At 59.1% G+C, this 14,028-nt stretch carries 13 protein-coding genes; 6 read left to right on the top strand and 7 right to left on the bottom strand.

Features of this window, described 5'->3' with window-relative positions; translation table 11 throughout:
* The first annotated feature begins 240 nt into the window (after positions 1–240).
* A complete protein-coding gene (locus tag ACO6TG_RS07615; RefSeq protein ID WP_422377622.1) occupies positions 241–594 on the top strand; it encodes a hypothetical protein in 354 nt (117 codons plus the stop codon).
* Positions 595–667: 73 nt separating this feature from the next.
* On the opposite strand, the gene ACO6TG_RS07610 is transcribed toward ACO6TG_RS07615, so the two are convergent.
* Both ACO6TG_RS07610 and betC read right to left on the bottom strand, forming a co-directional pair.
* Positions 668–1,570 (bottom strand): HNH endonuclease, encoded by a 903-nt coding sequence (locus ACO6TG_RS07610; RefSeq protein ID WP_422377621.1) that lies wholly within the window; start codon positions 1,568–1,570, stop codon positions 668–670.
* A 68-nt stretch (positions 1,571–1,638) separates the two neighbouring features.
* Positions 1,639–3,156, bottom strand: a complete 1,518-nt coding sequence (gene betC / locus ACO6TG_RS07605) for a choline-sulfatase (RefSeq protein WP_422377620.1) — start codon at positions 3,154–3,156, stop codon at positions 1,639–1,641.
* A 211-nt stretch (positions 3,157–3,367) separates the two neighbouring features.
* Between betC and ACO6TG_RS07600 the strand changes: the two genes are divergently transcribed.
* A complete protein-coding gene (locus ACO6TG_RS07600; RefSeq protein WP_422377619.1) occupies positions 3,368–4,942 on the top strand; it encodes an ABC transporter substrate-binding protein in 1,575 nt (524 codons plus the stop codon).
* Positions 4,943–5,110: 168 nt separating this feature from the next.
* On the opposite strand, the gene ACO6TG_RS07595 is transcribed toward ACO6TG_RS07600, so the two are convergent.
* Together ACO6TG_RS07595 and ACO6TG_RS07590 are read right to left on the bottom strand one after the other, a co-directional pair.
* A complete protein-coding gene (locus ACO6TG_RS07595) occupies positions 5,111–5,968 on the bottom strand; it encodes a LysR family transcriptional regulator (protein WP_422377618.1) in 858 nt (285 codons plus the stop codon).
* 128 nt (positions 5,969–6,096) lie between these two features.
* Positions 6,097–8,610: a methyl-accepting chemotaxis protein gene (locus ACO6TG_RS07590; protein WP_422377617.1), complete on the bottom strand. Its 2,514-nt coding sequence runs from the start codon at positions 8,608–8,610 to the stop codon at positions 6,097–6,099.
* Positions 8,611–8,885: 275 nt separating this feature from the next.
* Between ACO6TG_RS07590 and ACO6TG_RS07585 the strand changes: the two genes are divergently transcribed.
* A complete protein-coding gene (locus ACO6TG_RS07585; RefSeq protein ID WP_422377616.1) occupies positions 8,886–9,179 on the top strand; it encodes a hypothetical protein in 294 nt (97 codons plus the stop codon).
* A 2-nt stretch (positions 9,180–9,181) separates the two neighbouring features.
* Positions 9,182–9,841 (top strand): hypothetical protein, encoded by a 660-nt coding sequence (locus ACO6TG_RS07580; protein ID WP_422377615.1) that lies wholly within the window; start codon positions 9,182–9,184, stop codon positions 9,839–9,841.
* Positions 9,842–9,863: 22 nt separating this feature from the next.
* On the opposite strand, the gene ACO6TG_RS07575 is transcribed toward ACO6TG_RS07580, so the two are convergent.
* On the bottom strand, positions 9,864–10,361 hold the full coding sequence (locus ACO6TG_RS07575) for a MarR family winged helix-turn-helix transcriptional regulator (protein ID WP_422377614.1): 498 nt from the start codon (positions 10,359–10,361) through the stop codon (positions 9,864–9,866).
* Positions 10,362–10,429: 68 nt separating this feature from the next.
* Here ACO6TG_RS07575 and ACO6TG_RS07570 point away from each other — a divergent pair, with 68 nt between their 5' ends.
* Positions 10,430–11,662, top strand: coding sequence for an alpha/beta fold hydrolase (locus ACO6TG_RS07570; RefSeq protein ID WP_422377613.1), 1,233 nt, complete (start codon positions 10,430–10,432; stop codon positions 11,660–11,662).
* 51 nt (positions 11,663–11,713) lie between these two features.
* Here ACO6TG_RS07570 and ACO6TG_RS07565 read toward each other — a convergent pair whose 3' ends face one another.
* Positions 11,714–12,460, bottom strand: coding sequence for a substrate-binding periplasmic protein (locus ACO6TG_RS07565; protein ID WP_422377612.1), 747 nt, complete (start codon positions 12,458–12,460; stop codon positions 11,714–11,716).
* 89 nt (positions 12,461–12,549) lie between these two features.
* The gene (locus tag ACO6TG_RS07560) at positions 12,550–12,840 is read right to left on the bottom strand and encodes a SelT/SelW/SelH family protein (protein WP_422377611.1); all 291 of its coding nucleotides are present in this window, start codon (positions 12,838–12,840) and stop codon (positions 12,550–12,552) included.
* Between the two features lie 44 nt (positions 12,841–12,884).
* Here ACO6TG_RS07560 and ACO6TG_RS07555 point away from each other — a divergent pair, with 44 nt between their 5' ends.
* On the top strand, positions 12,885–13,799 hold the full coding sequence (locus ACO6TG_RS07555; protein ID WP_422377610.1) for a phosphotransferase: 915 nt from the start codon (positions 12,885–12,887) through the stop codon (positions 13,797–13,799).
* Positions 13,800–14,028: the final 229 nt, after the last annotated feature.

The raw sequence follows: 14,028 nt of genomic DNA, 5'->3' as shown, positions 1-14,028 counted from the left end.
GACATGAGGGTGTCAGGAAGTGGCTTTTCAAGAACATCATGTCCTTGGTCGCTGTCGCGGTCGATCTTCGGGTTTCAGGGTCGCGACCTGTTTCGCTCTCCCCCTCTGAACGCCAAACGTAACCGTTCCACCTATGCGTGCTGCGTAGTTTGCTGAATGTCTGCAGGCGCCCGATTGTGCTATAAGTAAAGGCGTTCAGAACAGTCGGAAAATCAACATCTTGCGCGGAGGAGGCGAAAGATGAACACTCAAGTTACGCTCAAGCTCAGCGCGCTGGTTCTGGCGCTCGGCCTGTCGTCGCCGACCCAGGCTGACCCGGCCTCTTTCAGGGACACGCCCGATTTGAGCGCCGCCCGCATTGTGCTGGCCAGCCTGCACCGGGACCTGGAGGTGCCTGCGCTTCCGAACATGTCGTCGCGGATTGTCAGCCCGGACTTTGCCCGGCAACCCGATGCGGCAAATCCGGCCCCGCTGTTGCAGATTGCCGGCCGCTGCGGTTCCTCGGATTATTACTGCGACTCGCCCGGCTATACCTATTGCTGCGGCAACTCGACCGACGGGTTCTACTGTGCGGCGGATGTGAACGGATGTTAGCGCGGTAGCGCTTGCTCCGACTGTGGGTTTTGACGGCGAGCCAACATTAGGTTCGTCTGGGTTTTCAGTCGCGCTAGTTTTTGAACCTATTCGTACGATGCCAATGCAAATAGTGCGGATGAGGGCGCGATGATGTGTCGTTTGGCAAAATGGCCTTCATGTCTCTGTTGAGCAAGTGAGAGACATCGTAGTTGAGTTGGCGAGATGCAAGGATGTCGAATTCATCGGACAAGCTCAATAGGCCGCGGTCGAACATCCAATGCACTGTTCCAGACAAGGCAAGGCCGTTTTGAACAGAATCGTTGCCACCGCATTCGACAGGAATAATGTGCGCTGCTTCGACTTCCGGACGTCCTTTGCCGTTAATCAGACGCAGTCCTGTAAAGGCACATGTGCGGTCATAGAGTTTTCTGATGTGTTGTCGGAATTTAGCGTCCCGAAAAGGGCGATTAATGATCTGAGTTAAGATTTTTCGGTCGGTTGGAAACCCGGTAATCGGAGACTGTTCATTATCCGAAAAAAACACTTGTGGTTTGCGACCTTCTGGCTCGTCATTCCTTGCAGGCCACTCCTCGGTTTCAGAAAAACCGTTTTCAATAATTTTTCTGAAATCTGCATTGCTCAGAGCGCGAATGGCGTTGACGGCAATACCTCCGTTAGGTCTGCCGTCGTCCATGATGAAACCCGTTTCATATCCGCCTAATTCAGTATATTCGAGCGGTCTATCAAAATCCAAACAACCTTCAAGAGTGGCAAAAAAGTGATCAGGTGTTCTGGTGTCTTCGCGAATGTCAACCAGTTTCGCTATCGCGGTGTAATACCTGCTCGGCAACCTTGAAATCGGTCCGTAGTAGACGATCCAGTCACCAAGGGCCTGTTCGACAGTTTTCAGATACCGCTTCGGAAAATGGTGCTGGACGCCCTTAATGTCGTCATAAGGACTGTCGGGTTTGTAATAGAAGATCGCAGGGTTCATAAGCGGATGGATTGTATGTTGTTGTAGGAATACAACCTATCCGACTGATTTCGGTTGTCAATTTTTCCTCACTCGCCCCTCGGAAAGCGCTGGCCTTCCTCGACCTCGTTCAGGTCCATGTGGTTGCGCATGTAGCGTTCGGAGGCCTTTTGCAGGGGCTGGTAGTCCCAGGGGAAATAGGCGCCGTTGCGCAGGGCTTCATAGACGATCCAGCGCCGGGCCTGGGACTGGCGAACCTCGCCGTCAAAGGCGCCCATGTCCCATTGGTGTTCGACGCGGGCCGCGAAGTCGCCGGCCAGTTCTGCATGCGCCGGATCTGCCGCCAGATTGGTCAGTTCATGCGGGTCGTCGGCCAGGTTGAAAAGCTGGGGCGGGTCGAGCTCGCAATGGACGTATTTCCAGTCGCCGTCGCGGATACCGACCAGGGGTGCATAGGAGGCCTCGGCGGCATATTCCATCAGGACAGGCTCGGTGCGGTCCGTGCCGCCTGCCAGCGGCACCAGCGACATGCCGTCTGTCCAGGGCATGATCTCGCTCATGTCGATGCCGCCGAGATCGCAGACCGTCGGCAGCACGTCGAGAGTCGAGACCGGCGTAGAGATGTGACCCGGAGACAGATCCTTGTCGGCGATCATCAGCGGCACGCGGGAGGAGCCTTCGAAGAAGGACATCTTGAACCAGAGACCGCGCTCGCCAAGCATGTCGCCATGGTCGGAGACGAACAGGATTGTCGTGTCCTCTGACAGGTGCATGGCCTCCAGCGCGTGCAGGATTTCACCGATCTTGTCGTCGAGATAGGAGATATTGGCGAAATAGGCCCGGCGCGAGCGGCGGATATTGTCTTCGGTGATGGTGAATCTGCGCCAGTCATTGGCATCGAAAATGCGCTTGGAATGCGGGTCGTGATCGTCATAGTCCATGGCCGGAACCGGCGGCAGCAGGTGTTCGCAATCCTCGTAGAGATCCCAGTACTTCTTGCGGGCAACATACGGGTCGTGCGGATGGGTGAAGCTGACGGTCAGGCAGAAGGGCCGATCGTAATTGCCGCGGCCATAGTCGTAGATCTTGCGCACGGCCTGGAAAGCCACGTCGTCGTCATACTCCATCTGGTTGGAGATCTCCGCGACACCGGCACCGGTGACCGAACCCATGTTGTGATACCACCAGTCGATGCGTTCCCCCGGCTTGCGGTAGTCCGGTGTCCAGCCGAAATCGGCTGGGTAGATATCGGTGGTGAGCCGTTCTTCAAAGCCGTGCATCTGGTCCGGGCCGACAAAATGCATCTTGCCGGAAAGACAGGTAGTGTAACCGGCCCGGCGCAGGTGGTGGGCATAGGTCGGGATGTCGGACGCAAACTCCGCAGCATTGTCATAGACGCCGGTGCGCCTGGGCAGCTGGCCTGACATGAAGCTTGCGCGTCCCGGCGCGCAGAGCGGCGACGCCGTGTAGGTGTTCTCAAAGCGAACCGAGCGCTCCGCCAGCTTTTTGAGATTGGGCGTGTGCAGAAAGTCGGCGGGACCGTCGGGAAATAGCGTCCCGTTCAACTGGTCGACCATCAGGATCAGGATGTTCTTACGCTTCGCCATGCCGTCACTCCGCTGCCGTTAAGTCCACAGGTTAAATTGTCTAGCTTTTTTTTAATTGAGCGATCAATTAAAAACGGCATAGACTGATTTTCAGGCGCCTTCCTGTCGGGCAGGGGCCGCGGGAGAGAGCAAATCAGAAAAGACAAATCCTGTGCACGACAGAAACCCATCGGCATTTTCTTGAACGAGAACCAGAACAGGGGACAGGAGAATGACCAAAGACAAGAAATTCGATCTGAGTGGCGGGGTGTCCCGGCGAAGCATCCTGCAGGGAACGGCTGCCTTGGGGGCGACAGCCTTTGCCAGCCAGTTCGGTGTCAGCCCGGCGGCAGCCCAGCCCAAGAAAGGCGGCGTGCTTCGGGTCGGCATGGCGCATGGCAATACCAACGACAACTATGATCCGGGCACCTGGGACAATGCCTATGTTCAGGTCTTCGGCACGGCGCGCAACGGCTACCTTGTGGAAATCGCCGCAGACGGCTCGCTGGTCGGTGAAGTGGCGGAAAGCTGGGAAGCCTCACCGGACGCAAAGACCTGGACCTTCAAGATCCGCAAGGGCGTTGCCTTCCATGACGGCGGCACCGTCACACCGGAGGATGTGGTCGCGTCGATCAACTATCACCGCGGTGAGGACAGCACGTCGGCGGCCAAACCCTTTGTCGATCCGATCCAGGACATCAGCGTCGATGGCGATAATGTTGTCTTCACCCTGGAAGCCGGCAATGCCGATTTCCCGTTTGTGGCCAGCGACTATCACCTGCCGATCCTGCCATCCAAGGACGGGGCGATCGATCCGACCAGTGCCATTGGTTGCGGCCCCTACAAGGTGACGAACTACACGCCGGGCTACATCGCCGAAATGACCCGCAATCCGGACTACTGGAAGACCGACCGAGCCCATTTCGACGGCATTGTGCTGATGGCAATCGTCGACCCGGCCGCACGCCAGGCCGCGCTGATGACCGGCAATGTCGACGTCATTGACGGCGTGGATCTGAAGACGGTGGCCCTTTTCCAGCGTGCGCCGAATGTGAGCATCCTGTCGACCACCGGAACCCAGCATTACACCTTTGCCATGGACACGCGCGCGGCGCCGTTCAATGACGTCAATGTGCGGATGGCGCTGAAGCATGCCATCGATCGTCAGGAACTGGTCGACAAGATCCTGTTTGGCTACGGGTCGGTCGGTAACGATCATCCGATCAGCCCGTCCAACCGTTTCTATGCAAAGGATCTGGAGCAGACGACCTACGATCCCGACAAGGCAAAATACTTTCTGAAACAGGCCGGTCTCGATTCGCTCAAGGTTCAGCTGTCCGCGGCGGATGCCGCCTTCGGTGGTGCTGTCGACGCAACCGTTCTCTTCTCCAGTTCCGCCGATAAATGCGGTATCGACATCCAGCCGGTGCGTGAACCCAATGACGGTTACTGGTCTGATGTCTGGATGAAGAAGCCGTTCTGCGCGGTCTATTGGGGTGGCCGGCCGACGGAAGACTGGATGTTCTCGGTCGCCTACGCTTCGGGTGCGCCGTGGAACGACACGTTCTGGGAAAACGAGCGGTTCAATGACCTGCTGGTCAGTGCCCGGTCCGAATTGGACGAGACCAAGCGCGCTGACATGTATGCCGAAATGCAGAACATGGTGCGCACGGATGGTGGCGTGATCATTCCGATGTTTGCCAGCTATGTGATGGCGCATAACGACAAGGTCCAGCATCCGGACAAGGTGGCCGCCAACTGGACGCTGGACGGTTTCCGCGCCATCGAGCGCTGGTGGTTCGCCTGATGATCTCCAAACGGCAGCCATAAGCCGGAACCGGCCGGAGACTTTCTTCGGCCGGGACAGAATTTTGGTGTTTGCTCTTCGGAGTTTCCTGACTGGCCGGCGGCTCCCACCCGCCGGCTTTTTCTTGGCGTCGGCAACCGCTGTTCCAGCGATCAGCCGCACAGACTGTCAGGTAGATGAGGGGCCTGTTCCGGCAAGGATCGGGGCGAGTTCACCAAAGGCGTCATAGAGAAAGTCCATCAGGACACGCACCCGCGGATTGGTTTTCAGATCCGCGTGGGTCAGAACCCAGATATCCATATCCGGCACCGGATCGTGGCCGGGCAATCGCACCAGGCCCGGATCCGTGTCGCCAAAATAGCAGGGGATCAGGCCTATGCCCTGACCGTCCCGCATCAGCCGCGCAGCCGATGGCAGTGTGCTGGTGGTCGCGACGGTGCGCGCCGGCAGGACGGGCTTGAGCGAGGGGTCATAGTCAATCGCAATCCAGCGATCGAGTTTGGGCCTGTTTTCCAGATAGACCGGGGCCGCATAGGCGCAAAGCGGGCTGGTCGACACCTTTCGGCCAATTGCGCTGTCTGGCGGTGACTTCGTGATCCTGATCACCACATCGGCTTCCCGGCGCGACAGGCTGGAGAGATGATCGGACATTGCCAGCTCGAGAGTGATCATCGGGAACTGGTGCAAAAACCGGTCGAGCACCGGTGCCAGAACACTCAGGTAAAGGCTTTCAGAAACCGAGAGGCAGACCGGACCGGCAAGGCTTGTGTCCTCGGCAAAGGCGGCCCGTCCGATGGCGGCCGCGTCCTGTTCCATGCGTTCGGCAAGCGGCAGAATGCGGCGACCGAGCGGCGTGAGGGCACGGCCTTTCGGGCCTGGCTCGAACAGCGCGCCACCCAGATCGGCTTCCAGTGCCTTGAGCTGCCTGGCGACAGTGGAATGGGTGGTATTGAGGCTTCTGGCCGCCTGCCGGACGGAGCCCTCGCGCAGGAAGGTCAGAAAGGCGCGGAGATGATCCCAATGCATTGGTCGGTCAACTGGATGATATTTCGAACATGCTGCCGATGTTATGGATGATTTTTCAAACCAAGTGAAGCGGTGCCAGGACCGCTTCACTGTTGGCTATCGCCTTTTGGGAGCCATGTGCCGACTTGTCAGGCGGCCGCAACATCTTTCAGGAAACGGTCGATCCGTGTCGTGACCTCGGCCAGATGGCTGGTGGCGGCCTCGGCAATGTCTTCGACTTCCCGGGCCGACTGGCTGGTTTCGCCGGAGCCTCTGGAAAGGTCGCCAATGTTCTCCGACACGCTGGCCGTCTGACCGGCCGCCTGGGAGACGCCGCTGGAGATCTCGGAAGTCGCCTCCGCCTGCTGTTCCACAGAGCTGGCCATGGCAGCCGCGGTTTCGTTGACGTCCTCCATCATGGTCATGATCCCGCTGATCGCCTCAACGGCAGCATGGGTGGCCTGCTGGATTTCGGTCACCTGGCTGGAGATTTCGTCGGTTGCCTTGGCGGTCTGGCCCGCAAGGGATTTCACTTCAGAAGCCACGACGGCGAAGCCTTTGCCCGCTTCTCCGGCCCGGGCGGCTTCGATGGTTGCGTTGAGCGCCAGCAGGTTGGTCTGTTCGGCGATGTCCTGGATCAGCTGAACCACGGCGCCGATGCGTTCGGCGGAGGCCGACAGGCCGCGGATCTGCTCGTTGGAGGTCCTGGTGGCGCCGGAGGCTTCCTCGACACGGGTGAGCGTGTCGCCGACCTGGCGGCCCACTTCCTGGACCGATGCGCTCAGTTCCTCGGTTGCGGCCGCAATGGTCTGCACATTGTGGCTGGCCTGGCTGGAAGCGGAGCTGACATCTTCACTGCGGCTGGTCGTCGTGCGCGCGATCTCGGACAGTTGTTCCGCCGTGTTGTCGAGCTGCTGCATGTTGCCGGTGACGGTGTCGAGGGCGGTCTCAATGTCCTGGCGGAATTCGGCGACCAGGGCATCGACGGTGTCCTGGCGTTGACGCACCTGCTCCTGGCTGGCTGCGGTTTCCGCTTCCAGGCGCATGCGTTCGCGCTCCCGGTCGCTGAACGTGGCGACAGCCTTGGCCATCTGGCCGAGTTCATCCTTGCGAATGGCCGCCGGAAGGTCGAGGTCGGTGTCGCCGTCCTTCAGTTTCAGCATCGCTTCGGTCAGGCTGCGGATCGGGCGCACGATGGCCACGGACAGCAGGATGACGAAGGCAATACCGAGAGCGATCGCGAGCGCAAGCGTCAGGGAAATCTGGGTCTGGGCCGCGGCTGCGCTGGAAACGGCGGTCTCCCCGGATGAGGCGCTGATCGCTTCCGCCTGTTCCGTCAGAGACGCGGCCGCCGTCGCAAAGTCCTGCTGGCTGCTCTGCAGCGTGCTTGTCGCTGTTCTGACGGTTTCGAAGGATGTTCCGAGTTTCGGCAGGTCTTTGTTGCCGGCAGCGACAAGAATTTTCAAAGGGCCATTGAGGAGATCGGTCAAGGCTTTGTCGGAGGTGTTCTTGCCGGCCGCCGTCCGCACTTTCTCAAGATTTTCAAGTTCCAGCTGCGCTTCCGCCAGATAACGTTCAAAGGAGCCGGACGCCTCCGGGGACGAGGTGTTCAGGAAGTCGGCATAAGCGCTGCGCACACCGAGCACATTGCGGGCGACGCTTTGGGTGTAGTTCGAGAGCAGCGCAATGTCGGCGGAGGCCTTGTCGAAATCGCGCAGATCCTTTCTCAACGCGTCGATAGGCTCTTCGGCAGCCTTGATGATGCCATCGGTCAGAGCGACCAGTTCCTGGGTGGCCGGCTGGATGGTGGTCTTCCAGGCGTCGGCCTCCGGAGTTTTCATATGAGCTTTCAGAAGCTTGGCATAGGCCTTTGAGCCTTTGGTGAGCTTCTTGACGTCGTCCTTGATCGCCTTGGTTTTCACGGTTCTGCGAACGGCCTTGGCGTCCTTGTCGAGATCTTTCACCCGATCGCCGAGGGCCTTGGCCAGGGCCTTGTCCGGATTGGCAGCAAAGGCTTCCGCTTCCTGGGCGAGCACGATCGTGGCAATGCGCATGTCACTGAGGCGCGGCGCGACCTTGGACAGGTCGTTCATCTTGCCTTCGTTGGTGATGGCCAGAGCCGAGCGGTAGGCAGCAAGTTTCTTGAATTCCTCGAAGGCGTTGTCCGTGGTTTGCACCATAGAGGAAGTCAGCGTATCCAACTCCGACACTGCCGCGTCCCGGTCTGCTCGTGTCTGGCGAAGCTTTGTGAACCCGCCCTTCAATTCAGCGACAACCGTTTCCAGGTTTGCGGCGGCTTGCGGGCGTCCGCTGGCCAGAAGACGGCTCTCGTCGGTGATTGAGTTCAGTTCGATCTCAACTGCATCGGCTGCCGCATTGCTGCCATCCAGGCTGAAGGCCTGAGCGTGGTTTTGCAGATACGGCACGCTGCCAAGCAGCTCATTGGCGGCTTTTGCGGTTGTCACAGAAGACTTCACCTGAGACCCGGCGATAAGGCCGCCTGCGCCAACAGCGATCGTACACAGAAGCAGAGCTCCAAAACCGACCCGCAATTGCGTCTTGATCGACCAGTCGAGGAACAGACGCGGCTTGGGGCCCCCACTGGACCTCTCGGCGGGAGTTCCCGTGGCCTTCTTCCTGAGGGGCGGCATCTTGAACGTCATGGTCGCGCTCCGAGGCAACTGCAAGTGGTCCGATTCTGCCGCAAAACCCTTAAAAAGAGCCAAAGAAAGACTGAATCAATGATAAAGACACCCAGCCAGTAATACCAAGACGTTAGCGTCCCAGGAGCAATGATGCCGCCGTCGTGGCGGCAATTGGGGGGCTGCAAACGAGGGAGGCGGTGGATGAAGTTTGCGACGGGTTGTATCATCTTTGGATAGTTTTCGAACCAGCTTGAGCGCGATAGGACAGGGCATCCGAAACACAGGAGACCCGAATGACCTATCAGATCAATTTGCTTCACGCGGACATACCGCAACCCATGCAGGGCGATATGCGCCTTGGCCTTGTGCATGAAGGCAACCAGGTGGCGGAACTGGAGTATCGCTGGGATGACAAGCAGTTCACGGCTGTCTTTGTCGGCAACGCACCGGGCCTGCCGCATCCGGCTCATCCGGTGGTGTTGCTGCAAAAACCGATTGCCGCGATCCAGGCGCTGAAGACCGAAGCCCATGTCAGGCCGACCGATGTGTTCAAGGATCACCAGGTTTCGATCGAGGTAGAGGGATGACCATGCTGTCCAGAATTTCCCGCTTCGTCGCCGCGGGTGGCCTGCTGTTCGCGGCTGCCAACGCGCAGGCAATGGCCGAGACGGTCGGGGTCGTGGCCCTCTATAAGGGAGACAAAAGTGCACTGAACGCCATGACGGCCGGCCACGACTGTTCCATCCGCCGTGCGGGAAAAGTGCTGGCACGGCAAGGCAATCTGGATTTGCCGCAGCTCGACCGGTTTGCCGTGCTCAGCTGTGCTGAGAGCCCGCTGAAGTCGACTGCACTGGAAACCATCCTGCCGGACACTGCCCAACCGTTTCTTCTTCTGGAGGGCGATCTACAGGAGTTCGACGTGGCGGGGGGATCACAGGCTGATCAGCGCGAGTATCTTCTGAAACTCAGCTACTACACCAATTCCGATCCGGTCGGACGGTCGAAGGACCTCGCCACGCTGGCTGAAATTGTTGCCCCCCTCGACGATCCTTACAGGACCGAGAGCTTCCTCGAGGTTCATCGGGCATTGGGGCTGCGCACGCCCGATGAAGTGGTGACACTTTTCTATGACAGTCCTGAAGCGGGCAATCGTTTCCGGGCGGCCAACCGGGCCGTTCTCGAAAAGGTCGGCGCCTTCAACAAGGCGCATCTTCTTTCCTTTGTCTATCTGGTTGCCAAGGCCGATTGAGTGCCCTCAAGGAAGGCGCTGCTTAAGTGCCTTCCTTCCCCTTCTCTTTGGGCTGCAAGGTCGAGGTATTCTCGTCTGAAGCCGGTGCCAGGAGGCGCAGGAGCAGGCCGCGCAAGGTCTCCAGGTCCTGCGAACCCAGCCTGGCCTCCAGTTCCCCTTCCAGCTGACGCACCAGGCTGCCCACCTTCACACGCGCCTGCTGGCCCAGTTCCGTCGGAACCGGGCGCTTGTCGCGCTTGTTGCCCGGCACGGGCTCCAGGCGAAGCGCACCCAGTTCGACAAGGCGGGCCACGGCCGCATGTACGGCCTGGCGGGTGACGCCCCGGTCGCGCGCCAGTTCGGAAATGGTGCGCGGATTTCGGCAGATCATCATGAACAGATTGGCGTCTGCGGGCCTTGCAGCATCAAGACCCGTTCCCTTGCGCAATTCGATCATGCGCCGGTCCAGCTCTTCCGACAGGTCGGCGACAAGGCCGCGGATCGAGGCGCGGGGCGGGTGAGTCGGTGCTCTGTCATTCATGCTTGACAATTCCCAATCCGTCATCACATTGTCAAATGTCAACTATGATTGACAAAATGGAGGTGATGATGCGTTTTGGATTTGGGATTTGGGGACTGGCACTTGGGGCGATGGTTTCTGTCGGCGCTGTACCGCTTGGGGCGCAGGAGGTTGACGGCGCACGGTTTCGCGCGCCGGAGGAAGGAACCTGGTATCACCCGGTAGAACCGGAAAAATGGGTGCATGTTGGCGGCGTCGCCTCTGAAATCGACGGGGTATTGACCCGGATCGCAGATGCGGGGCAGGACAGGACCCCGCCGGACGCCCCGGATTATCAGGGTGCGGGCAGCTGGCTTGCAGAATGGCGTGCTGCGGGCGAGAAGGCCTTCAAGGAAGGACGTGCCCTCGAAGTGGCAGGCGATGAGGCAGCAGCGCAGCGGCGTTTTCGGGCAGCCGTGACCTATTTTCTCCAGGCTTCGTCGCCACATACGGATGATCCGGCGCAGCGCGGCGCCTTGAAGCGCGCGCAGGACAGCTACCGGGCACTTGCCGGTCTTCACCCGCTGAGTATTGAAGAAATCGAGATCCCGTTTGAAGATCGCAGCTTCAAGGCCTGGCTGCACAAGCCCGATATCGATGGGCCGGTACCTGCCGTGGTTGTCTCCATGGGGTCGGATGTCGCCAAGGAGGAGCTGCTACCTTACTTCGAAAAACAGCTTGCCATCCGCGGCATTGCGATGCTGTCCCTCGATCTGCCGGGCATGGGCACGTCCGCCGTATGGCGCGCTTCGCCGGATCTGGACAAGCTGCATGTCGCTGCCATCAATCACTTGCGGACGCTTCCGGACATCGATGGCAGAAACCTGTTCCTGCAAGGGGCAAGTTTCGGCGGGCACCCGGTCGCCCGGGCGTGGCTCGCGCGGCCGGAACTCGATCTGGCAGGTGCCATTTTCATGTGCGGACCTGTGCACAGCGCGCTGGTGGCACCGCCTGAGGTCTATGCCCATTTCCCGCAATTCACCATGGACGGGGTTCGGACCCGCTTTGGTCTTGAGCCGGCAGCGGGTTTTGACAAGATTGCTGCTATTGCCGAGACGCTTTCGCTTAAACGACAGGGACTGTTTGACGGTGCTGAAATCGCGACCCCGATGTTCGCGATCGTGACCAATGACGATCCGGTTATCCCACTGGAAGATCTTGAGGCGCTGCTGGCGCGTGGCAACAATGTCAAACGCGTCATCTATGATACGCCGGGACATTGTCCGGAACGGGACTCACGCGAGGCAATGGCAGCGAGCTGGATTGTGGACCAGTTGCGTTAACGGCGCAGGGCACGGGAGCCGGCCCATCCGCCGAGCGGCGCCAGGGGCCGGTCACTGTGTCAGGCGATCCGTCGATGTGGAGGAATTATGCGCCAAAAGGGCAGATTGCAGCCGGTCAATCACGCCCTGATCGATGTCGGGATTGCAGGCCAGAGCCAGATCCACTTGTTTGACCGTCAGGAGCAGCTGAACCTCGAGCCCTTGCTGCTGCGCGACGAAGGGGGTGGAAACCAGTCCTCCCAGCCAAAGCTGAGTGTGCCCCTGTTTCAGCATGTTCACATTGAGATTGTCCTCGTAAACGATCACCAGATTGGGATGACCAGCATCCTGGACTTCCACGGTGCTGGTCCAGCCGCTGACGGCACCGGTTGCATAGCCGAAGCTGTCGGAGAGTTCTGAAAGGGTGATTTCGGTGCCCTTGAGTGCAAACAGCCCGTAGCCATCCACCGCCAAGGGGCCGACCCATTTGAAATTGGGCTCGCGCATAGTGGTGCGCCAGAGCGCAAGGAAACAATGATCGGCATTGTTCCGCACCGCATTCAGACCGCGCTTGAAAGGACGAATGTGAAGATCAAAAGTCACATCGGCTTCGGCAGCAATCTCCCGAATGAGATCCGCGAGCTTTCCCTGGATGCCACCGTTTTCGTCTTGAAAATAAAGTGGCTTGTAGTCTTCGGTGTAGATTACAATCCTTGATTGAGCTCCGTCTAAAGAAAATGCAGGGTTTAGTCCCGCAGCCCATAATATTCCGGCAAAAACAACGGAGAGAGCGGTGCGTGTAGATGGGGCTTTCCGCATATCTATGGTTCTTTTATTGCGTTGATTGCGGTGAATTTGTAATGATTATACTCTCATATGTGTTGATGAAAAGTAATATGTCCATAATCTCAGTTTTTGCGGTCGCTGTGCCCAAGATCCTTTTCAGGCCATAGCTGATCGCGCAGCCGCTGCTTCAGGACCTTTGCTTCCGGAAAACCGCCGTCCGCTTGACGGTCCCAGACCGTGGTTCCGTCACAGGTGATGGTGAATATTCCGCCTGTGCCCGGCACCAGCGTTACGGCACCTGTCTCTTCAGAAAAAGTGGACAGGATTTCCTGTGCCATCCAGGCAGATCGCAGCAGCCAATTGCATTGGCGGCAATAGGTGATGATGATATGGGGGGACGGTACGTTGTCCATGGCGTGCGCTGTTCTCCCGATTTGATCCCGGATACGGTCTGCTTGTGCCACAGCTTCCTTCCGATTTTCCAGAGGCTGTTCCTGCTGAAGTCTCCGCTGCCTTCCAGGCCCATCCCGGCCTGCTGGAAACGTGCGGCAAGCCATTTCAGGTCACAATCAGTCAGGGATTGAGCAATCGCGTTTTTCGACTTGAGGCGGAGCAGGGGACGTTTTATCTGCGTTTGCCGTTCAAACAGCAGGCTGTCCGGGTCGACCGGGTTGCCGAGGCGCACAATCTGGCCCTTGCAGCCCGGCTGGGCCTCGCCGTGCCGCCCCTCTACTGCGATGTCGAGGACGCGATCCTGCTGACGCGGGCCGTTGCGGTTGCCGATCCGCCGCCAACAACCTTGCCGCAGCGGCTCGGCGCCGCCTTGGGAAAACTGCACGCATCGGCAGAGCTCTTCAAAGGCAAGCTGGACCCCGGCGAGATCAATCGGGAGCAACTGTCACGCTTGCCGCAGGAGGGTGTTCTGTCAGTCGAATGGCAAGACCTGGCCAGGGCGTTGTCCGCGCTTGGGAAACAGGCTGGCGAACAGACGGCCTTGCTGGTTCCGAGTCATGGGGATGTTTCTCCAGGAAACTGTCTTCTTGCCGCTGGCGGTTTCTGGCTGATCGATTGGGAGTTTTCCGCCATGGCGCCCCCTGCCTGGGACCTTGCCTATGCTATTCTGGAGCACGATTTTTGTGCCCGATCGGAAACGGTTCTTCTGGAGAGTTATTGCGCGGCGGGGGCCGGACACCTACGTCCGTCGGCGTTGGAACTTGATGTCATGAAGGTCCGGTGTGACGCAGTATCGGCTTTCTGGGCTCTTGAGCAACTGTTGGCCGGGCGTGATGAGACAGTTTTTCTTCCCTTCGCAAGGGAGCGGCGCGACAGGTTGCTTTGCCGATTGAGGCGGTTGCCGGATCTGCCCGGCTAGAGCGAGGCCAGTTCGAAACCAGCTATCGGGCGCTTGGGGTGTAATGTGAGGTAGGGCTATGGCGCGCGGCGAACGAATTCACGTCAGGCAGATTTTTGCTGCGCTTTGCGCGGCTGTTCTTGCCGGGGTCTGGGTAGATCCGGTTTCGCGCGACCTGTTCGAGATTTTGGGGCTTCTGGAGCCCTCACGGTTGTCGTCCGAGCGTTGGGGGTGTCTGCGCGCGCCTTTC

This window comes from Roseibium sp. (assembly GCF_965233565.1).
In the GTDB taxonomy this organism is placed as follows: Bacteria; Pseudomonadota; Alphaproteobacteria; order Rhizobiales; family Stappiaceae; genus Roseibium.
The sequence above is the reverse complement of the archived record's forward strand: the minus strand, read 5'-3'. Positions and strand labels throughout refer to the sequence as shown.